Genomic DNA, 22,730 nt, shown 5'->3' with positions numbered 1-22,730 from the left:
TGTAACCAAAAAATTACGCAACTACTTTTTGTTTTTCCAGTTAAGCTCGAGCATTTTTATAAAATAGCCACCTACCACACTTCTTGCTTGAAAGCCAACCATCTTACCGTCGGTTGTTTCATGCCAGTCGCTCAAAGGTACACGTGAACTAGTTTGTGTAGCAAACTTATAAACCGGATCTATTAATGCATTGAAATCCTGCTGCTTGTCTGCCAATACAGAAGTCCAGATGATCCAATCAGATTTCGTATAGGTTTTACGGCTGTCTAAAGGAAGTCCGAAGCTGTTTTGTTTGGTCAGATAATACTTAATCTCTTTTTCATATACTTCTTTAGGAAACAGATTTAAGCCTAGTAATTTGTCCCAAACCAGGTTATATTTTTGACTCCAGGTTCCTTTCTTATCAAATGTAAGCGCGTAATGATCGCCGTCATCCGCCATCTGCATCCATTTTAGCGCCATGCCTTTTGCCATGGCCGTATATTTCTCTGCTTCAGCAGTTTCTCCAAGTTGAGCAGCAAGCTGTCCATAAGCGCCCAGGGCTACGATAGCCTTCACAGATAAGTTTGAATTTCTGGCCAGGTGGCCGGCAAAATCATCAGTACATAACTGATTGCCCGGATCAAAACCTTCTTTGCTCAAATAATCAGCCCAGATACCCATTGTTTTCCAATGCTTGCGTGCATAGTCGGCATTGCCTTCTGCTTTTGCTACCGCTGCCGTTAGGATCAACATATTTCCCGATTCTTCCACAGGCATATCTTCGCCATAAGTCTGTCCGTTGGCCAAAGGATAGGTACCAAGGTCATGCGCGGCAAAAGGTTTTTTCCATTTACCACTTTCACTGTAATAAAAGATGCCGTTCAGTAATCCTTTTACCAGTTCAGGATTATAAGCTAGAAATAAAGGTGCCGAAGGATAAGTCACATCTACTGTATAAATGGAGCCGTTACTAAAATTCTCTTTAGACATGAATAGCAGATCTCCGTCAGGGCTCTTCACAAGCTTATGAGCAGAAATAGCCTGTCTATAGGCCAACACGCATAACTTAGCATATTTTTCACCACCTGCTGACAATGCATTCTTGTACATGGAGGCATCAAAATCATTACATTTTTTGATGATCCCTGAATATTCGGCAGCCGCTTTTCCTAGTTCGCTTTCAAAAGTTTTGGTTCCCTCATTGTTCCAGTAAGCCTTGAGGTTTTTACCAAAAAGCTGTACAGATTCAAGATCGTCATAACCCAGCATTACATATTGTTGTTTAGCGCTGATTCCCACCTTTCCAAATTTAAGTACCGTACTTAAAGAAAGTTTGGTACCTGTGAGTGAGGATGGTCTTTTTATCATTGCTTTGCTATTAAAATCTGCAACGGCATTCTTTTGTGACACAATGTACTGTGTAGCGCCATTCGCACTTGGGCTGGCTACATACATATATCCCCAGTCGATTCTAAGATCGTCACCACGTTTTTTCAGTACCGGTTGTTCTACTGTACCTGCTTTTAAAATAGATAAGCCGGGTGCAGCGGTGATATCAGCTTTCACTTCCTGCGAAGGTGTATTTACAGCGATATCTGTTGAAGCATTAAAAAGCACTTCAACGTCGTGTAGTTTCTTATCATTGGATTTTACCTGGTAAGTAATGTACGAAATGGGGCGTGATACCATATGCAGATCATCCAACAAAAGCGGAGAGGTAAAAGTCAGGGACAGATCTATTGCACCAGCAGTAAATTCATACCTGGTCTGAGTTGCAGTAATATTTACACTTTTCTGGTTTGCCATCAGAACAGGATTTGCTACAGGCGCTTTAGTGACCAAACCAGCGTCTAATCCTTGTCCGCCTGCAGTATTTATAATATGGATGGCCAACACATTATTTGTTGCCTTGAGCATTTTTATCACATCTTGTTTGACAGGAACAAACACAAACTGGTTATTTGTCCAGCCTTTATGTTCATAAATCAGTGCTCCATTCAGATAAACATCAATGTTGTCATCATGATTGATTTTTAAAGCAAGGTCTTTTAGATTAAGATTGCCCAGATCGAATGAACGCCTCACCCATAGGTCTTTACTTTTCCATTCTGTTTTTGCGTGGTGCTCTGCATCACCAAATGGAGCAGCACCTGATTTCCAGGCAGCATCGTTAAAACTTATACTGTTCCATCCTTCTGGGGGAGCGGATTCAGTATACTTAAAATTGTACGCTTTGTCATCAGAAGCAGGGAGTACATTATTAAACTGTTGTTCCATTGCACCTAAAAAACCATAGGACTTACCATCTACTTTGATGACTCCAAGAAGAGACTGCACTTTACCCGTCCAGTGTTTAGTGGGCGATTGGTTAAGCTGGTCAGTAGCAGACCAAATGCTGAAGTAAGCGTCGTGAGTGATAAGCGGATAGGAAGGCGCTTTTTTTTCCTGTGCCATTCCTCCGGCAATACCAGCAATAGTAGCGGACAGCAAAAGGCTTATTTTCTTTGTTATTTTCATCCTCAAATATGTTTTAAAAAAAAACCAGCTGCGTTCTGCAGCTGGTTGATATTAGTAACTGATGCAACTAACGTTTAAAGGTCAAGTTGATACAATTTAATCGATCGAAGTCTGAAGTATTGATCAGGTTGTATGAAGGTCGCGACAAATCCGAATGTCACATTACCAGTGGTAGGATTTACAAATGATGTAGTAAAATTGGTAGGTGTGCCTCCCAATCGTTTAGAAAATCCAAGAACATTAGGGCTAGTTTCTACTTTATCAACATCAGGTAGTTCATTACCCTTTGCTATGGTGATGTACATCTGATCTTTCCATTGATATCCAACAAAATCTAATGTATAATAGTACGTACCTGCAGCAAGCGGCTCAATGCTAGTCTGTTCTATCTTTCCGTTTACAATATCCGGCTCACCACCCCATGATTCCATGGACATACTGTTTCCATCCCACTCATCCCAGCCGCCCATGCCACCATCACGTTGTTTCACTGCATCATTAACTCTCCAGTCCTTTACAATACCCCATCTGCTACCAAATCTGGCTGCAGTGGCGAACTTCGGACCTGGATTTAACAGATACTTTAAAGTTACGTCATTAACGGTACCATTTCCACCAACAAGTTTTATAACCTCTGCTACAGAACCTTTTTCGGTCGTAATTAGCGCTCTTGCCGTGAATAATTTTCCAGCTTCATAAGCTTTTTCCGGAGAGAGTTCCGTAGATTTCTTACCGTCTCCAAAGTCCCATGATACAGACTTAACCGGCACCAAAGTATTTACAGTAAACTTTACTGTATTCGGGGTTGCGGTAGGTTTGGCAGAAATCTTTCCAACTGATTCAGCAGCTATATCCACAACATACAATTTCATTGCTGTTGAACCATCAGCAGCAGTAGCTTTAAGGGTTACTTCAAACTTTCCATTTCTCGGAAATACGTGCGTAGGAGAAACTTCAGTTGAAAGACTGTCGTCTCCAAAACGCCATTCTAAATCTTTGTACTCTTTGGACTTATTTTCAAATTTGAAAGTGAACGGATCATCTCCGGCAACAACTTCATAGTCTACACGAGGCCTCGCCTGTTTTTCTTCCGGTGTTGTAGACACTTCATCTTTGGAGCAGGATATTAATACTCCTACAGATAGAAAGAATAAAATTGGCATTAATATTTTTCTCATAACTGTAATTTTTTATGTTAGTTTTTTATGTTAATAGTCGTCATTAAATGAAGCCTATTTTTTTCTTGTGAAAATGTAACCTTGTACGTCATAAGCTCCAACATCCATGAAGAACCTCATTACATGTTTACCTTTTTTGAGGTTAACAGTACTCAAGTTAGGCTGTTGGTCACCATAAGATCCCGGAGTTTGTTTAGCTGATAAAATACCAGTAACACGCTCGTCTCCGAAGAAAAGACTATACCTTCCATTCGTACCTGGTGCACCTATAATTGCATTAAATTCATATTCACCATCTTCCTCTACTACCACAGTATAAGTAAGCCATTCGCCACTATTACACCATCCCACAGTTACTTGGTTGTCTGCAATATCTACGTTATCCGGTCTTCTAAATGGCCCGCCATCTCTTCCACCGTCATCGTTAAATGCGATTCCTTGCCCACCAAAATCATAGTTAGATGCTGCGATTCTAGCAGAAGCCTCCCCTATAGTTCCTTTTATAACGAAAGGAGCTGCGTTGAAAGGTTTTCTGAAATAATCTGGATCAATTACGATAATTGCGTTGTTATTTGTCTTTCCTAACTGATATTTCGAAGGATTTTTAAGGCTAACTCCAATGGCAAACTTTTTACCAGTTGAGAATATAATTGATGACAACCTTACATTAATATCTAGCGGAGCAGTATTTCTGTTCGCTTCAAAACCAACTTTTGGATAAGGAATTGACCAACCAGCGGTAGGAAGCGGAACAACATTGGTCAACTTACCACTTGCAATTGCTTCATTAACGATTTCAGCGCTCTTGCCTGCCTCTACAGTAAATGCCGGTCCGGCTTGTCCTGATAAAGTCAGTTCCAACGGGATAACCATATCTTGCGAAGAAAGCGAGAATCCTGATTTCTCTGGCAGAAATGGAAATGGAATATTTACCACGCCGTCTTTACTACCTACTGTAATGTAATGTACATCCTCAAGTGCAATCGTTTCACCTGTTTTAACTACCACAATGATGGAATTCTTTCCTGGTGTTATAGAATTTCCTTTAGCAGCATCAACCATCGTTACAACCAGGGCTACATCTTTTCCATGGTTTTTCTCCAGAAAAGTGCGTCCCAGTAATAAATTCCATGTTACGCTGGTAACGCCATAAGGAACGTTTACTACAGGTGGAATATCATAAGTATCAGGCTCTAATGCTACAGTACCTGCCGGTAACGTGTTATTTGCTATTAAACTGGCAATTATCTCAGTATTTCCTACCATCTGGACAGTAAATGCCCTGGAAGTAGACCCACTAAAATTAATGGTGATTGGAACTGTCAGCTGATTGTTATCCAGCGTAAAGTTATTACCTCCAGCTACCTCGACTTTTTGATCTAAAGCAACGCTTACCGGAGGAAGGTTTTCTTTAGACATTACCTCGTCCAGCTTTTCGCGCTCACAGGATATGGTAAATATTGCAATTGCAGTCAAAAGACCTAATTGCAGTTTTGTAATTGTTCTGTTCATATTTTACAATTTATATAAGGCTACTTAATAATCCCGGTAATCTGTCTATGACAGACTACCGGAATAAAAATTAATTTGCTATCCAAACTCTTCCGTCTAATCCCCACTTATCCTGACGTGCTATATTGAAGAAGCTCAAGATCTGAGTAGGAATGTCCGAATTCTTAGGAACCAATGTTCCAAGATTTGTATTACTTGGTGAACAGATAAGGTTGGTGAAATCTTCCCACGCATACACTCCGCTAAGCGTCATATCAGCTTCATAAGGACCGCCTACATCTTTCAATTTATTTCCTGAACCATCAAGCATCGGCCAGTAACCTACCAGGAAGGAATAATACGGATGACTTTCATCCATCGTTGCATCGCAAGAATAAGTCTGAATGTCTTTTTCAGGAATTGCAGCCTTCCATACCTTAAGTTCAGCCAATTGAACGTTGATATATCCTTTACCACCATTTAACTCACCAGGAGAAAATCCTACCCTCATTGGTGCATTGTTGTCAAAGTTAGGTGTTCCCGGAATTCTGTAATCGTCCATATTAGGAGAATTTCTTGACCCACCGTTTCTGTTGGTTAGTCCTTTTACCCCATCGGTATACATTCTCAGATATCTGAATCCATCTGCTTTACGTTCCACAACAAACGTAAGGTCATGCCAGGTATCACCACTAAATGAGCGGCCAGCTGGCTCTTCACCGTTAATGTTTCCTTCGCCACCCTGTATCATTAGTCTCCATTCATTGTAGAATAAAGCGATGTCCCAGCCCGGATTACCTGGTGCAGTACTACCGCCCCATCCCTGGGTATTTCTTTTACCCAGAATAGACGGCCATTCATACCAGTAATCACCACCACCTGTATCTTTAGGCTTACCCTTCTTTACTTTTATCGAAACCGTAAAATCCTGGTTAGTTCCAAAGTTAAAGTTGGGAGAAAGCGCAGCACTAACCGTTCCTACACTTTTCTCAGGATCACCTTTGAACCTAACTGCTTTACCTGTATAGGTATTACCTAAGAAAGGTTTTCCAATGAAAGTGAACTTGTAAGCTGGGTTATGAAAAATTGTAAAAGTATTTGCATTTGTATTACTAAATAATGTTTTATCATCCTGTATTGGAGGCAGGGTAAACTGTCCACCTCTATTGGAGGTAACAATGATCAGCCAATTCTCTTTGCTGTAGTTGGCTCTGCCCCTCAAAGCGGTAAGAATTTCTCCCACTTGAGTATCGAATTTTTCTATAGCAGCTTTATAAGCCGGAAAAGAAAGGTCAAAACCAGAACCGGCAAGCCTACCTGCGGCATCAACATTACTGAACTGACCAACAACGATTGATGCGCTGTCGTTGGTTAGAAAATTCACTATACGGTCCTTAGTAGCGTCATCGTTGTTATTGAACGATTCAGAAACAGATGCCCCATTCGTAAGTTTTTCCTTAAATAGATTAGAGGAAGCAAAAGAAGCCGTACGGAAATCAGGTTCAACACTCTTTACCAAATCAAAAATTACCGGAAACTGATCTAGTTTGTTACCTGTAAAGGTGTTGTTAAGGACATTGTGCTTTTCCTTTTTAACGCCCGTCATCATATCTGCCCAGTTGGTCGCATCATTTCTTGATGTATCACTGATCGACGTCCAGGTGTGTATAGAATTTGGGACCAAAGACTTTATATTAGTCGTGTTAGCCGCATCTCTTACTGAAGTACCACGCGCGCCATCCACAATAAGATAAAGTACCTTAGGGGCTTTATAGTCTAGATCACCAGCACCATCACCCGAATCCGGCACCAATTTTTTGAAATCTTTATTACAAGAGGCAGCTACTATCATGAGTAATGCTGTCCCAAAGTAATATAGTGCTTTAATTTTTTTCATAATTTTAATTTTATTTATCATCTGGTCTTTACACAACATTCATTACTCCATTGTAACTCTTACGATATTATTGATGGGTTGGTTGTCAAATGTTGAAAACGAACCTACAATCAATAACGCGCGTTTGTTATCAGCCGATTTTGTTTCTACTACGTCTAGGATCCTTCCTAAGAGGTTACCTATTGTATTATAACCCTCTGCCAGCCCTCCGGTTTTATCTACTATCAAAAACCCTGGTCTGCTTACGCCATCATACGTATTGAAGAAGCCACCCACAACAGATAAGCCATCGTCTAATTGTTTTACATATGTAGGGAATCCACCACCAAATACTTTAGGTTTAAATGACTCATCTACAGTACCATCATAATTCAACGTCACCATGCTTAAAGTAGGCTTTCCATTAAACGATTTGAAAATACCCACAGCAACATATTTGTTCGTTGTGGCATTAAAACTAACATAGTTGATGTAATAATCTGCATTTGCAGTAAAGCTCTGGTCTCTTGTACCATCCGCATTTAGACGAACAATATAACCTGCAGCCTGATCGTCAAACTTCGAAAATGTACCCCACACCAATAACTTGCCATCCGTATGCATCAAAGTCTGAATACTTCCTGTTGCGCCAGGAAGACTCTTTCCTTTATAACCACCATAGCCGATAGCTTCAGGGTCAAATCTCCAGGTTCTGTCTAATGAACCGTCAGTATTTAGTCTGGCCAACTGGCGAACATCCACACTGTCAATCACCACACTATCCTGTAATTTCCTGGTAGGCATATTATATCTTCTGGATACATAGTACCTGAAATTTCCAGCAGCTATGATTTTATTATTAAAGGCATACACATTATCAACAAAGCCATCAAATCCACCGTTGAACGTAGATATGTTTTTCTGCTTAAGTGTGTAAGTAGTCACAGCTGTTGTATCAATTACTCCAAGATTACTGATCTTAGTGATGTTATTTATACCGTCGCGCTGTGCATATCCACTAAAACCTCCGGAGATGTAAAACTGACTTCCAATAGTTGCCATACTTGAAAGTTGACCGTTTGATCCGGTAGCTGACAAAAGACCTCTGTCATAGGTTCCATCAGGAAACATTCGCAAAATCCTGCGAATTGGTTTTACCGCACCTTTATTGTCAAAATCGGTAAAATCTCCCAACAACATGAATTTGCCTTCCGCTATAGGAACTGCTCTGTTAATCAAACCATTAGTACCAAGCACCACCTTGAAGGTAGGGTCCCTGTTAACCAATCCGAACACGGTAAAGTCTGGTCCAAACACAATCTGCTGATTTACTACAAACGCAGTAACACCAGAACTAGCCCTATTTGGTACTCTCGCTTCGATACCTGTCGCAGTAACATTTACAACCTCAGCAAACTCCCCATTGAACATAAATTTTAGGGAATCCTTGTGCTTTTCAAGTCCTGTTGCAGCGATTTTAACAATTGTTCCCGCCTGACCGGCTGCCGGAACAGGAATCTGCTCTTTATTTACAACGATGCCTAAAGGATCTCTTCCCCCTTTATAGGGATCCTCGAACACCTCTGTCTTCTCTTTACAGCCGCCGATGAGCATCCCCATCGCCACTACTAGTAAACTGATATATTTAAATTTCATATGCTTATACAGTTATATATTATTTACTCAATATTACATCGGTCAAAAACTCACCGTCAAATCCATACATGTTAGCTGCAAAAGATTGCATCGTCTCGCCAATGAAATACGAGCCTCCGGTTGCTACAGCGATTACATGAATTACTCCGTTAGTTGGCTGTATATCTGACGAAGCTATAGCAGCTGGTAAAAAATTGTCTGGATTAGCCGGGTCTGGTATATAGGAAAAGCTTAACTGGCGGTAGCCTATGTAATTTACCCCATTTACAGGATTGTAAACTACACCGATATTAGCAAGATCCCTGTTATATCCAGTGTAAAATCCGCCTGGATAGAGTGGTTTTAACCTAAAATCTAATTGAGGATAATCCTTCGCCGTCATTTTTCCCTTAAACAAATACCTGTTAAGGTATTTTCTCCAGATCTCTGGCTGAACATCTGCAAGAACTTTAATGGTATCTTTACCTAAATCAAACAGCAATGTATTTAAGGTCCCTGTAGCATAGATCCCAATTGTGCGTCGGATTACCTCATCAGTAGGAGCAAAAAAAGTAAGCTCCTCATTTTTGAAAGCTTCTTCCATACCGGCCAACTTTACTATCTGAGCGATCGTGTCAAATTTAGGATTAGACTCCAGGTATTCCATCATATTGCCCTTAAATTTTGGATCAGCTTTACCACCATCAACATAGTAATCGTCTTGTTTACAGGAAGCGACCATCATGGTGAGTAATACAGAACAATATATGATTGGTTTTATGTATTGGTTTATAATATTTTTCATCTATATATATATTAAATTAATTAAAGACCAGATCCAATCCAATATGTATTCAAGGTCATATACGGATTATTAAACCTTGCGGATTCTTCAATTGGCCAAGTCCATCCGCCCCTGTTAAATTTATCAGAAGTCAATGGATTATCTGTCCATTCCCGGCTTAAAACCCTTCTCGTACGAACAAGGTCAAAATACCTGGCTCCTTCACCCATTAGCTCTTTAGCACGCTCAAGGAAAATTGCATCCTTCAAGTTAGTATCATTAGATCCAGCACCCCACAATGGTGCGTCAGCCCTGTCTCTAATCAAATTTAATGAGGAAATTGCTTTTGTTTCCTGTCCAGGAAGGTTAGCTGCTGCTTCGGCATGTAATAAAATCGCATCCGCATAACGCATGATAAGATACGTATTATCTGGATTTAAATCAAGATTAGGATTATTAGCATCAGCAAAAGTATTTAAAGCGAATTTTCTCAATTGAAAGGTCTCAGGATTTTGATCAAAAGGAGCTACAAACCAAACAGTTAAGCGTTGATCACTCTCATCCGGATACAATTTCTTCATATAATCTTCAGTAAATACTGAGAAACTATAACGGTGGGTGTATTCAGGTTGCTTGTATGGAAAGTGGATAAATGCATCCCCAAAAGGTGAGTAAGCATTTGCCTGCTGAAAAGGATCGTCCAGGTTGGTATTGTAATTTAATGTCCTGAACAATTCAAATAAACTCTCATCAGATCTACCTTTTACTACGGTTGCCCATTCTGTCAATCTAAGTAACCTAAATGCACCACTTCCGATGATTTCATCACCTAGCGCCAAAGTTTCCTCATAGTATTTCGTTCTGTTTGGAATATCAAAGCCGGCATTCCACATATTCATGTTCATCAAAAGGCCTATTGCAGCGCCACGGGTTGCACGAACACCTTTTTTTGATGGATCTGTGAAGTTCAAAGGCAGGTTATCCTTGCCTGTCTTCATATCAGCAATACATTTAGTGATCACACTAACCATATCTTCTCTTGGCAGCGGATCTTTCTGATAACCATTGGTATAATATACTACGTCTCCGTAAAGTCTTACAAGCATAAAGTAGCAAAGGTTACGGATAAATTTGGCCTCCCCATCGTAGCGCTTAGCTTCCGCATCAGATAATGACGGGATCCCTTCAGCGATTTTCACAATCAAAAGATTGGCCGCTTGTATAACTCTATAATATTCAGCCCAACGCGTTAAATCCGTAAAGTTATAACCGCTCCATCCCCTATTGGTCTGAATGGCCTCTAATAACAATCTGTCATTTGAGGTGGATCCAGTAGGGATATTCAGCCTGTCAGTACTTCCGCGTGGATTTGGCGCAACTCTTGTGTGCCCTCCAATCCTTGCAGATCCGGCACGGCCTTCACCACCTTGCTCAGCAGGTATTACTTCTCCAGACCGAAATTCACCCGTAGCACCGGCAAATGACGTCCTGGTATATTTATCAAACAACTGCCCGTACATATCTGTGATATTTGTTTCAATATCATCAGCATTCTGGTAAAAATTATTCCCTGTCAATTTATCAATAGGAGTAATTTGAAGGAACTTCTTGCAGCTATATTGGGATGCGCTTACAATAAGCAATAAGCAAATAATAATCTTTTTCATGTCTTTTCTTTTTGTTACCTCAATTATAACTCTATGTTGAAACCAAAATTGTAAGTGCGAGGTACCGGATAACCATTCGATCCATCTCTACCTAATGCAGTCACACCCTCAGGATTTGGTCCTGAATATTTGGAAAATGTTGCAATATTAGATGAAGAAAGGAAAGTCCTTATGTTATTCAGCCCAACTCTCTTCGCCAGTTTCTTATCAAATTGATAAGACAATGTGATCTGGTTGATTTTAAGGTAACTTCCTTCTTCCTGCCATAAAGTTTGCTCATAACGGAATGGATTGGTAAACTGGTTATGCGCATAATCATAAGCATTTGCATAAACAGCATTGTCGCCAGTTTGTCTCCACATGCTCAAGTCATCTAACGGAACTACAGCCAAAGGCTTTCTACCAGCAACACCGCCATCAATTCCAAACGGATTAGCCATCAATCTCAACCTTTCTGCCAGTGCATTGTTTAGCACAGAACGCTTGGCAGTGAAAGATGCATAAATATTTAAAGAGAAGTTTTTGTAGCCAACGGTATTAGATAAACCACCTGTAATCAATGGCTGTGAATTACCTGACACCTGCATATCTCTGGAATCCAAAATGTAGTCACCGTTTGCATCGTAGATGATAGGATCACCACCCTGGAATGAATTCAATTGACTTCCAGCACTATTATTTCGGTACCTTAAACCTGTAACAGGATCAATTGGCACATCTGCTGTTGATTTGTAAACACCTTGATTCAGGTATAAGAAGTTAGATAGTGAGTTTCTTCCAACCCTTTGAACAATATGCTGATTTAAACCAGACGTACCATCAAATTTAATAAACTGCCCATTGTATTCAGCAGGTAACTGAGTTAATACATCTTTGTTAATTGCACCGTTTACTGTGATATTCCAGTTCCAGTCACTTGTTTTTGATAAAGGGCGACTTGACAGTGCCAATTCGTAACCATAATTCGCTACACCGGCATCATTACTTTTATATTCATTAAATCCTAAAGTATTTGACAAGATGTTCGAGAATAGCAAGTTATCAACGTCTTTGAAATAAGTATCAAAAATTACGTCAAGCTTGCCATCAAACAAACCAAGGTCGAGTCCGAAGTTGTATTGCAACACGGTAGTTGGCTTCAAAAGTGGATTTGGGATCTGTCTATAATCTATACCAACCCTTGGGTAATTGTTGTAGAACGAATTTGGATTATATCTTCCGTAGATATCGGTTAAGCTACCATTTGGATAGATATTTTTACCAGCAGTAGCCCTAATTGCTCCAAAAGTAAGCCATTTTGAGTTCTCAAAAATTCCTTCTTTGTTAAAGTTCCATTTCAAACCAATCGATGGATTTTTTGCATACGGATCACTACTACCACTGTTAGAATCACCATCGATACGATAGGTTACGTCTAAGATGTATTTCTTTTTATAAGAGTAGTTGAAAGCCGCCGCGAACGAAGCAGTTCTCTGATCGAGGAAACTTTCCAAAACACCTCCCCCTTTAGAGAAGAAACCATCATATCCAAGCGGCCCCTGAAACTGGTCATTTGGAGAACGCTCCAGCTGAGTGATGCTTGACTGACCGGCTCTGATGTACATCTCACTGAAGACACTCACAAAAAAATTATGTGCTTCTCCTTCACCTAAAGATTTACTATAGGAGATGTTATTTCTGTTATACAAGTTAGATGTGTAACCATAGTAAGAATAAATCTTTGCAAACTGGCTATTCGCAGCAGCAGGTGTGAATGTATCCTCGGTATCAATGTTATAGTCATAACTACCGGTAACAGTTACATTCAGGTTAGGGAATAATTCATAATTACCCTCTACGTTTGCCCTGATATTTTTCGGGCCCGCATCGCTTTTAGTCGTTAATGAAGATAATACACTACTGGTAGCCTGGAAGAATGAAGGACCAGGAAGTAATGAAGAGTTTTGACCATTAGATGCAACACCTGTTTGTAACAGCCCTACACCATTTCCTTTTTGTATTTTGGCCAAAGAGCCGAACATTGCACCAAAGAAACGAAGTCTGGTAGATGGCTTGAACTCCATGTTCATGTTCAAGCTATAACGATCGAAACCAGTATTCTTAATAACCCCGCTTTCACCGTAGTACCCTACGTTAGTTTTATAGTTGAATTTCTCGTTACCACCATCCAAAGCAAGGTTATGACTCTGATTGTAAGTGTTTTGATAAAAAACACCTTGCCAGTTGGTCGAGTTGTTAAAATAACCATTTAAACTATCCGCAAGGAAAGGTGTGTTTGATATACCATATAAATCCTGGAAACGACCAAAATTCTCAATTTGATATAACTTTGTCTGACGTTCAAGTGAACCTCCTAAAGTCTCTCTCAATTTCGGTATAGAACGCATGAAAAAGTTGGTAGTGTAACGTATCCTCGGCACTTCAGAGTTACCACGAATGGTCTGAATCAAGATTACTCCATATGCACCTCTTGAGCCGTACAATGAAGTTGCAGTCGCATCCTTCAAAATCTCAATACTTGCGATATCCTCCTGAGGAATCAATGAAAGCGGACTTACACCCGGGCCTTGCTGTTGAAATCCAAATTCTGATGCTTTATCCGCATCCATCGGCACACCATCAATTACATATAATGGTGATGTAGGCTGTAAGAATGATTCGTTACCTGCACCAGTTACGTTTAGTGTAGACAGACCACGAATGTTGACAGATCCACGCATACCAGGAGCACCAGTATTGATCTGAACGTTCAAACCGGCAACTTTACCTTGAAGCAACTGCTCAATATTGGATACCGGAGCATCCTGAACTTCCTTACCCGTTACAATAAATGATGACCCGGTTGTCACCTCGCGGCTTCTTTTTTGGTAACCCCTGATTACCACCTCATCCATAACTTTCTTATCTTCAGATAAGGTGACATTTACGGTAGTTTGTCCAGGCTTAAGCTGAACTTTTTTAGTTACATAACTTACATAAGCAAAGGTTAACAGTGAACCATCATTTACTGAGATGCTAAAACGCCCTCTGGCATCGGTACTTCCTACTCCTTGTGGTTTGTCCCCAGCACCGACATAAATGTTGGCACCGATGATTGTTTCCTTGGTGACTGCGTCAATCACAGTACCAGTAACGGTTATCTTTTTAGTTTGCGCTATCAAATCTTTGCATAGAAAAATGCAGCTGAAAAAAATTGATAGAAAAATTAGTTGTCTTTTCATTTTATTAATTTTTATCATTAAGATTCTATTCGTTCTCAAATTTTGGATTCACTGTTTTGAAATGGAACACAATCTCCCAATCTCCTTTAGAGAATATTTGGAAATCCTGCCATATCCTTCCAACAGCGCGTTGTCCACCAAACCCGATACGTGAAAAGCTAAATTCTACAAATGCACGCTCTCCGGTACCATTTATACCACCACTGGTATAACGGGTCGGGATTGCAGCCACCGGAATTGGATAGGCTACGTCATATTGTACATATTCATTGGTCATGGTCATATTGAAACCATGTACCAATCTATCCCATTTCGTTTCATTAAACCGTGCTGGGTTAATTGCCGCTGAATCTTTGTTTAAAAATTTAAATCTTATGGTATTGCCCGGACCATTAGGTACCCGTCTGATGTAAGTATAAACTACCCCATTTGCTCCGTCATTCAATTTCAACTCGCGACCGGTAGACTCGCCCACCATGCCCGCAATACCCGGAAATATGTGAACCAGTACTTTACTCCTTGGACCTTCAGTCATAGGTTGACCAGTATAAGGATTCAAATCCACGTCAGGAGAATATGGTCTTTCTCTCCAGGGTACAATCGAGATGTCTTTAATTATCCTGGTACCACCGCTATTTGTTATTTTGATATCAAAATATCTTTTATCCTGAGGCAAGATGATTGAGTCACGCGGTGTCAAAATATCGGCGCTAGCGGAATTCCAAACCATAACATCACCTGAAGCACGCAGTTCAACCATTGGACGCGACTCCACCTTACGTTTGGCTTCTATTTCGGCCAAACTTTCTTCCCTCCCGGTATATTCTGCCGTCCAAACAAGTACATCACGCTTCGTCAACATGTCATCCGCGTCTCTACCATCACCAAATCGAGGATTGATGATTTCAAACTTCATAGGAAAAGAAGAGTTATCAGCGTTAAATTTACCACCAAACACCGTAGTTCTACCCAAGATCGGCTCATAAGCCATTTGAGCGTAAGATATCTTAGTACTTAAGTAATCTTTCTCCTCCGGAAGATCAAATATTTTCTTACATCCCGAAGACAAGACCAGGGTAGCCAGAAAAATAAATGCTATATATTTATTATTGTGTTGCATATCTTTTAATTTAAATCTCTGTGTAATTAGTTAACTGGTGCTCTGTAGTTCATCGTCCATTCAGACAACTGCATTAGTGAACCATCTCCCCAGTTCGTCAATATGATCACCCTGTAATATTTGTAAGCTACAGTATTATCAAAATCGAATACTTTCATCTGGAAGCGAGATTCCCAAACTACATCCTGACGACTATCCAGTCTAACATAGTTTACACCATCTAATGAGCCTTCAACCAACCAGCTTCTTGGATCCCTCGGGGCTGAATCGTTGGCAGTAGAAAGGGTATAAACATTAGAAATAACCGGTTCAGGCGCCACCCAGTTCATGGTAATTCTATTACTGTTCGGATTAAATACAGCAATGAACTTAGTCAACACATTACCATCGTGTACTTTAATAAATTTCTCACCCGGATCCACACTTCCATCTACTGCGTTAGGGTCCTGGAACTGCATAAACCAGGTACTACCAGGCGTCAGGAACAAATTTGGTGGAGGTGGGATATAAGTTAAACGACTTGCAAACTCATCATAACCAAACACATGATCCGGCTCCAATAAATGTACTACGCCATTTTTGGTCTTAATGTTAACTGAACTCGTTGTTGCCAATGCCCAGTTTGGTGTAAATACACTTCTTTTGGTGTTGGCAAATTCAATGATTTCAGAACCACCACCTTGCATTCCTTCCGCATCTGCATACAAACGCCTGCCGTGCATAGGATAACCACCTCTCACTGAAAGGATACCTAACCCATCACCAACAGCAAAATCACTTGTTTTGAACTGTCCTCTAACAATATAACGGGCGACCATGGTATCCAGATTGGCACTGTCACCAGTAGCTTTAACTTTCTGACTTGGAATACTTGAAAACCCTGAGGCTAGTTCTTTAAGAAAGATTGAACGTTGTCCTTTAGCTTTTCTAGTATTATTCAAGTTTTTCAAGGCAATTTGAAAACCCTGATTAGACACAGCAAACAAAGTAACATTGCTGTCCCTCAAGATGTCCTGCATTCCCAATTCATCTATAACTAACAATAGTGAGTCATAAACACCTGGTTTACTTTTCAAATAATCATAGGTATTCAAATCGGTTCCCACAATTACATTTGGTGTTTCGTAATATCCCTTCTCTTTCGTACAACCGATTAAGAAAATTAGCGTACTGCAAAACAATGCTGCTACGTACCCTTTGTATAAATTTGATCTTTTCATGTCTATAGTACTTAATTACTTCCAATAAGAATTCTGTGTAAGCAATGAGTTCTGGTTAAGAATCTCACGGGAAATCGGCCAATAAATCTCTCCACTATTAATCATTGCAGTCCATTTAGCATCACCCTTAATTTTGTGATATCTAACCTGATCATACCAACGGTGTCCCTCTCCCATTAACTCTTTCTGACGTTCCCTGAAAATTGCATCGATTAATAATCCGCTTTTAGCTTCGCTGTATGCCACAAAAGCGTTATTATTTGTCGCCTGACCCACATTATCTACATTGTACCTTCGTTGGCGGACTGTATTAAGTGCAGTAATCGCTCCATCTCTCTCTCCCAAAACTGCAAGAGCTTCAGCTCTTAACAATGTAATATCTTCCAGTCTGGTGAATACAACAGCGCTCGAATAAATTCTGAATGTCGGATCGGAAGATCCACCCTGCATCACCTTCACCTTACTGAAAATTGGATATTTGCCCTGGAAATTGGTGAAATAACGCTCAGAGTGGGTAACACCAACCGTATCAATGTTAAACCTCGCATCACCAACTTCTTTAAAGATTGATAGAATTGAATCTTTTGGAACGAAAATATCCGGAAGACTCTTATTAACGATAGGCTGTGCCAGTGTCAACGACTCTAGATTCCCTACGAATGTAGCATCCTGATGTCCGAATACAAAAGCAAACGCCAACAAATGCTCATTTCTTTTGTCAAAAAAGAATCCGTTTCTGGATGTTAAAAAGTCAGTAGTTATATAATTGATACTTCCTCTTGAAATATTATCCAAAACTATCTTGGTATAAACTGATACATCACCATATTTTCCTTGCCAGGCACAAACATGAGCAAGTACAGCATATGCACTTAATTTTCTTACTAATGTTCCATCCCACCTTGATCTTGATTCATTATAATAAAGACCAGGTTGCTGTATATCGTTAGCACTATATAAATAAGGCAGGTCCTGAATTGCTGTCTCCATTTCCTGTTGCACAAATTCAAGTATTGCTTTACCATTTGTTTTAGGTTTGTTTTCAAAACTTCCATCCCGGGAGCTGGTAACAAATGGAACATCACCCCATATTCTAACCATGTAGAAATATGCGAATGCACGTAAAAACCTTATCTGTGCTACATCAACAACCATGTTGCTTTCAGTATAGCGTTTGTCATTTGCTTTTACCTCACCAATTCTTTCAAGGAATATGTTAGCTGCATTTATTATTGCATAGAACTTTCTCCAATTAGAAAGTGACTCTACAACAGGGTATTGCGCGTTCAGGTCATTATTGATAATGGCCTTCAAATCCTGACGGATAGGGCTATCAAACGTACCCATACGTACATCACCATACAGCCAATGTCCATTATTATCAGCCATTGCTGACCTTGTTAATCCATATACACCTACCAGCGCAGCCCGTGAATCTTCCAGGGTATTCCAGAAATTCTCTTCACTCACCACACGGGTCGAGTTTATCTCTAATGCCTTGTTACAGCTTCCTGCCAAAAGGCTAAAAAAGATAAGACTCATCAAAACTATTTTTTTCATCTCTTAAAATTTAAATCGTATTCAATGTTATTACCTGTGATAAAGAATTAAAATTCCATTTTAACACCTAATATGTAGGTTCTTGGCATTGGTATTCCGTAACCAGTATCATAACCAGTATAGTTTACCAACTCCGGATCCTGACCAGTATATTTAGTCAATGTAAAAACATTGTTTACACTAGTATATACGTAGAAACGCTCCATATTTTTTACCGTCTTTTTAATAGATTTTGTAAAATCATATCCCAATGAAAGTGTACGCAATTTTAAGAAAGAAGCGTCTTCAAGGAAAATATCCTGATTAACCTGGTAAGGCGCTACCGAGCTCCATGGGTTATATAAAGGATACTTTGAATAATCTCCTCTCTTTTCCCAGAAAGTGATCTCTCTCACAGAACTCATATCATTAAGACCCTCACGGTTGATAAAGTCAAACCTGTTTGCCATTTCCTGGTTCATCAAATCACGACCAAGGTTGTAATAGAAATTAACACCGATATTCCAGTTTCCAATTCCGAAATCATTGTTAAAACCGCCGGCTACGATTGGCATGCTATGTCCTTGCAATGTTTTGTCTTTGTTGTCTATTATATTGTCACCATTGATGTCAGCCCATTTCGGATCACCACCTTTTAAGTCAATTCCATTGTAGCTCAGTTTCTTGCCGCCAACAGTTGGAACTTCCGCATCACTATTATAGATACCGTTATTCGATAATAAGAAATAACTGTCAACTGAACTGCCAACCTTTAACAGTCTGTCACCAATTGCAATTTCAGATAATCCACCTGGCAAAGCTGTCAGCTCGTTTCTATTAAAGTTAGCGTTAATGGTAGAAGTCCATCTAACGCTTGAAGTTGACTGTAAGATGTCAGCACTTAATACAAGGTCAACACCAGTATTTACGATGTCCATTCCGTTTTGGATAATGTTGCTGTAACCATACTCAGAACCCGATGGAATACCTAGTAATTGATTTTTGTCACCTTTATAATATACATCTACGGAACCACGTACGCGGTTGTTGAAAAATGCACCATCAAGACCAAGATTTAACTGATCTGAATATGCCCACTCCAGGTTATAACCGATTGAACCACTTGAATAAGGACGTGTAAGTGTCGCAAAACCATTGTATCCAGGTGCAATCAAGTTACCTGTAAATCCGATAAAGGCCGTATACTGCGGGCCTTGGGCATAATTGTCAAAATGCTCATGTCTGCCCATTCTTCCTGCGCTTGCACGTAGGTTTAAATCAGATATCGTAGCACTTTCAGTAAAGAATTCTTTCTTCAGATTCCATCCTGCTGATAATATCGGTGAATAAAACCAACGACTGGTTGGTTGCTGACTAGAAGCACCATCAGCACGTAAGTGGGCTGATATAGTATATTTATCTTTGAAATCGTAATCAACTTTAGCATTGAAAGAGATCAGATTGTTTCTTGTTTTATCTAAGAATTTGTAAACAAGGAACCTGTTAAATACAAAAGGCTCTAAATAGGTGGCCTGATTCCCAGGATCTGAACGCAACAAGTTCAGTTTGATAAAATCATTACTTCCCTTATAAGCATATGCATAGTTATATTTATATGCATCATACTGGAAAGACGATCCCAGCGTAAAGTTGAACCGGCTATCTTCATTTACTTCCAGATCGTAGGTAGCAACATTATCAAAGAATGATCTTTGATTGTATCCATAATAATTAGAAGCATAATTTGTAGTTTGAAGCAGCGTTCTTGCGAAGAAGATATCACGGTAACCCTCATTATAATCTACTCCAAACGAAGAGTTAAACTTAAACTTTCCAAGGTCGACACCAACATTCGCCAATCCTTGTACAAGATTGCTTCTGTTATCATCAAACCCTTTATCAAATTCGGCTAAATATTGTCCGTATTTCTCTTTACTTGGAGCGATCGGAGAACTCAAATCCGGAATGTAATTAACCTGAGCCAACCTATCTCTGACATTTCTATTACGCTGACGGTCAAGGCGGTTAGCATTAACAGTTGCAGTAAATGTTAACCACGTTAGCGGCTTCATATTAATCGTAAAACGCGTTGAGTAGCGATCTAAGCCTGTATCATCAGCAATACCCTCGTTACGAAGACTTCCTAATGAAAAGCGGAAGTTGGCACGATTAGTTCCACCTGATATACCAGCATTTACAGAATAATCGAGTCCGTTTCTATAATATTCATCATTCCAGTTGGACGGTCCATAATAGGCATTGTTCAATGAATCACTTAAGTACAATGGATAAACGTCGTTTTCAGAATATTTACCATTAGCGGTATATTTATCGTAAAACTGTCTTCTGAAATCATTTTCGAATTTACCGTTGATGGTCGTAACCGAATTTTTCTGAGCCATACCTACATAAGAATCAAAAAAGATTTCTCTTTTTACACCGGCTTGCTTAGAAGTCAATACAATAGCGCCATTTACGGCTTTCGGACCATAAATAGCTGTTGCTGCCAAATCCTTCAACACCTCAACAGATAATATATTATCCATATTGATCATTGAAAGAGGATTTGTAGCAGGTCCGATCCGCTCAAATTTAAATTGCTGGATATCCAAAGCAAAAGGATGGTCTCCAGTTAGCGGTACACCATCAAGTATAACCAATGGTTGTGTTTGGAACTGCTCACGTGCCGAAATTAATGGCTGTGAAGTTCCGTGAATAAAATAGCTCTGAACTGATCCCGGCTCACCTGATTGCTCCTGTACATATACACCAGCAGCGTCTGATTTCAAAAATTGTTGTAACGAAACCGCAGGGAACAAAGCCAGTTTTTTAGGATCGATGTTGTTGCTTTTAGACTGAAGCTTTTTAAATACAGCATTTTGAGTCTTAAGCGCGTCAAGCTTACCCAAATTAGCACTATCAATAGCAGTAGTGTCATTAGAAGCAGTATCTGTCTGTTGAAATGTTCCCGTTAAAAGGAACTTATTCGAAATACAGGCAGACCGGGCGGTATTGCCAAAAGAAACTGTTGTAGAACACAACAATCCCAGGAAAGTTATAGTTGCAATAATGCGCATAACAGATAATTAAGTATTAACTGATGGAAAATCCTATTAATTGATTGTAGATATATTTAAAAACATACTAAAATTTACCCCTCCTGTATCCGACACAGGTTGCGTAAATCGTATCTAATTTAAATTAAATTTAAAACGTTTTAGCTACGATACTTTGTAGTTAATTCGTAAGCAAAGAGTTGATTTGTCCCTGGACAAAAGCAAGCAATTTCTAGGAAAATAATCGGGATAAGGAGTGGAAAGTTCGCTCCCAAGATTTTTTGTAAAAGTTTGGTTCATAGTTTGGCTTATTAAGTATGCATTTGGTTATCTATAACGACCTATAGTTGCTAAATCGATTATCTATAACAATAATACGAAAGAAAAACCACAATCCAAATTTTTGTTTAATTTTTTTTTTAAAAGTATCACTTGTCATAATTCGTTGAAAAATAAGCATTTAAGCGGATATAAATTCCATCTACAACGTTATAGTATTGCTATCTACAACGTTATAGTATTCTTAACAGATTTATAATACGCTTATTAGTATTTTTATACCGCTAAAACATTATCAATTAGCAGTAATTATTGTAAAAACATGTCGGGTTTAATGAATGAAAATTTGTTATTTTGACGGATGTTAAATAATAAGGTCTTTATCCCATAAAAAGATATGTCAGTTAAAAACAAAAATGAGCGCAATAACAATATATTATCTATAGATGTTGGCGGCACAAGTATTAAAGCCTGCATTTTAAGTCAGGAAGGCGAATTGCTATCTGAATTTAAAAAACTCCCAACCCCGGAAGAGTCTACTCCACAAGCAGTACTCAAATGTATTAAAGAGTTGGCTTCTGCATTAGAAGACAGTTTTGAAAGGATATCAATTGGCTTTCCAGGCTACGTGAAATTCGGGAAAGTAGAAACTGCACCCAACCTGGCTAAAAACAAATGGGCCAATGTTGACCTGGCGCAGCAGGTAAGTAATCTTTTTAACAAACCTGTTCGTTTGATCAATGATGCAGACCAGCAGGCTCTTGGAATCGTAAGCGGAAAAGGATTTGAGATTGTCTTTACAGTAGGTACCGGTTTCGGTACCGCCCTTGTGTTTGACGGGGAACTCCTTCCCCACCTCGAACTGGCCCATCTCCCTATTACTAAAAATAAGGATTACGACGATTATATCGGAACAAAAGCATTTGAAAAACTAGGAGAAAAAAAATGGAACGAACGCTTACAGCGGATCATCGAGATTTACAAAACAGTTTTCAATTATGATACCTTATATATAGGTGGTGGAAATTCCAAGCACATCAATTTTGAACTTGACCATAATATTAAACTTGTAACTAATAAAGATGGTATAAAAGGCGGTGCCAAGCTGTGGGAAGTTGCAGAAAAATATCATGTATACACCAACCATCCTAACAACAAAAAATAA

13 protein-coding genes are annotated in these 22,730 nt (G+C 39.4%); 1 reads left to right on the top strand and 12 read right to left on the bottom strand.

Annotation, left to right across the window (positions count from 1 at the left end; translation table 11 throughout):
• Window positions 1-21 precede the first annotated feature (21 nt).
• The 12 genes from EZ437_RS11330 to EZ437_RS11275 all read right to left on the bottom strand — a co-directional run bounded on the left by EZ437_RS11330 (window position 22) and on the right by EZ437_RS11275 (window position 21,307).
• Window positions 22-2,499 (bottom strand): glutaminase family protein, encoded by a 2,478-nt coding sequence (locus tag EZ437_RS11330; protein ID WP_131596061.1) that lies wholly within the window; start codon window positions 2,497-2,499, stop codon window positions 22-24.
• Window positions 2,500-2,573: 74 nt separating this feature from the next.
• Window positions 2,574-3,677: a DUF5013 domain-containing protein gene (locus tag EZ437_RS11325; protein WP_131596060.1), complete on the bottom strand. Its 1,104-nt coding sequence runs from the start codon at window positions 3,675-3,677 to the stop codon at window positions 2,574-2,576.
• A 54-nt stretch (window positions 3,678-3,731) separates the two neighbouring features.
• Window positions 3,732-5,189 (bottom strand): carbohydrate-binding protein, encoded by a 1,458-nt coding sequence (locus EZ437_RS11320; RefSeq protein WP_131596059.1) that lies wholly within the window; start codon window positions 5,187-5,189, stop codon window positions 3,732-3,734.
• A gap of 70 nt (window positions 5,190-5,259) precedes the next feature.
• Window positions 5,260-7,065, bottom strand: a complete 1,806-nt coding sequence (locus EZ437_RS11315; protein WP_165500391.1) for a DUF4983 domain-containing protein — start codon at window positions 7,063-7,065, stop codon at window positions 5,260-5,262.
• Window positions 7,066-7,107: 42 nt separating this feature from the next.
• Window positions 7,108-8,700, bottom strand: coding sequence for a DUF5008 domain-containing protein (locus EZ437_RS11310; RefSeq protein ID WP_131596056.1), 1,593 nt, complete (start codon window positions 8,698-8,700; stop codon window positions 7,108-7,110).
• Between the two features lie 19 nt (window positions 8,701-8,719).
• Window positions 8,720-9,484, bottom strand: coding sequence for a fasciclin domain-containing protein (locus EZ437_RS11305; RefSeq protein ID WP_131596054.1), 765 nt, complete (start codon window positions 9,482-9,484; stop codon window positions 8,720-8,722).
• 20 nt (window positions 9,485-9,504) lie between these two features.
• Window positions 9,505-11,130, bottom strand: coding sequence for a RagB/SusD family nutrient uptake outer membrane protein (locus tag EZ437_RS11300; RefSeq protein ID WP_131596052.1), 1,626 nt, complete (start codon window positions 11,128-11,130; stop codon window positions 9,505-9,507).
• A gap of 23 nt (window positions 11,131-11,153) precedes the next feature.
• A complete protein-coding gene (locus EZ437_RS11295) occupies window positions 11,154-14,351 on the bottom strand; it encodes a SusC/RagA family TonB-linked outer membrane protein (RefSeq protein ID WP_131596050.1) in 3,198 nt (1,065 codons plus the stop codon).
• Between the two features lie 25 nt (window positions 14,352-14,376).
• The gene (locus tag EZ437_RS11290) at window positions 14,377-15,471 is read right to left on the bottom strand and encodes a DUF5007 domain-containing protein (RefSeq protein WP_131596049.1); all 1,095 of its coding nucleotides are present in this window, start codon (window positions 15,469-15,471) and stop codon (window positions 14,377-14,379) included.
• Window positions 15,472-15,497: 26 nt separating this feature from the next.
• On the bottom strand, window positions 15,498-16,691 hold the full coding sequence (locus EZ437_RS11285; RefSeq protein ID WP_131596047.1) for an ATP/GTP-binding protein: 1,194 nt from the start codon (window positions 16,689-16,691) through the stop codon (window positions 15,498-15,500).
• A gap of 15 nt (window positions 16,692-16,706) precedes the next feature.
• Window positions 16,707-18,251 carry a RagB/SusD family nutrient uptake outer membrane protein gene (locus tag EZ437_RS11280; protein WP_131596045.1) on the bottom strand — a complete coding sequence of 515 codons (1,545 nt, stop codon included), beginning with the start codon at window positions 18,249-18,251 and terminating at the stop codon, window positions 16,707-16,709.
• A gap of 47 nt (window positions 18,252-18,298) precedes the next feature.
• Window positions 18,299-21,307 (bottom strand): SusC/RagA family TonB-linked outer membrane protein, encoded by a 3,009-nt coding sequence (locus EZ437_RS11275; protein WP_131596043.1) that lies wholly within the window; start codon window positions 21,305-21,307, stop codon window positions 18,299-18,301.
• A gap of 655 nt (window positions 21,308-21,962) precedes the next feature.
• On the opposite strand from EZ437_RS11275, the gene EZ437_RS11270 reads away from it, so the two are divergent.
• Entirely contained in the window at window positions 21,963-22,730 is a 768-nt protein-coding gene (locus EZ437_RS11270; RefSeq protein ID WP_131596042.1) for an ROK family protein, read from the top strand.

Origin of the sequence: Pedobacter psychroterrae, assembly GCF_004331695.1 — a bacterium.
In the GTDB taxonomy this organism is placed as follows: Bacteria; Bacteroidota; Bacteroidia; order Sphingobacteriales; family Sphingobacteriaceae; genus Pedobacter; species Pedobacter psychroterrae.
The sequence above is the reverse complement of the archived record's forward strand: the minus strand, read 5'-3'. Positions and strand labels throughout refer to the sequence as shown.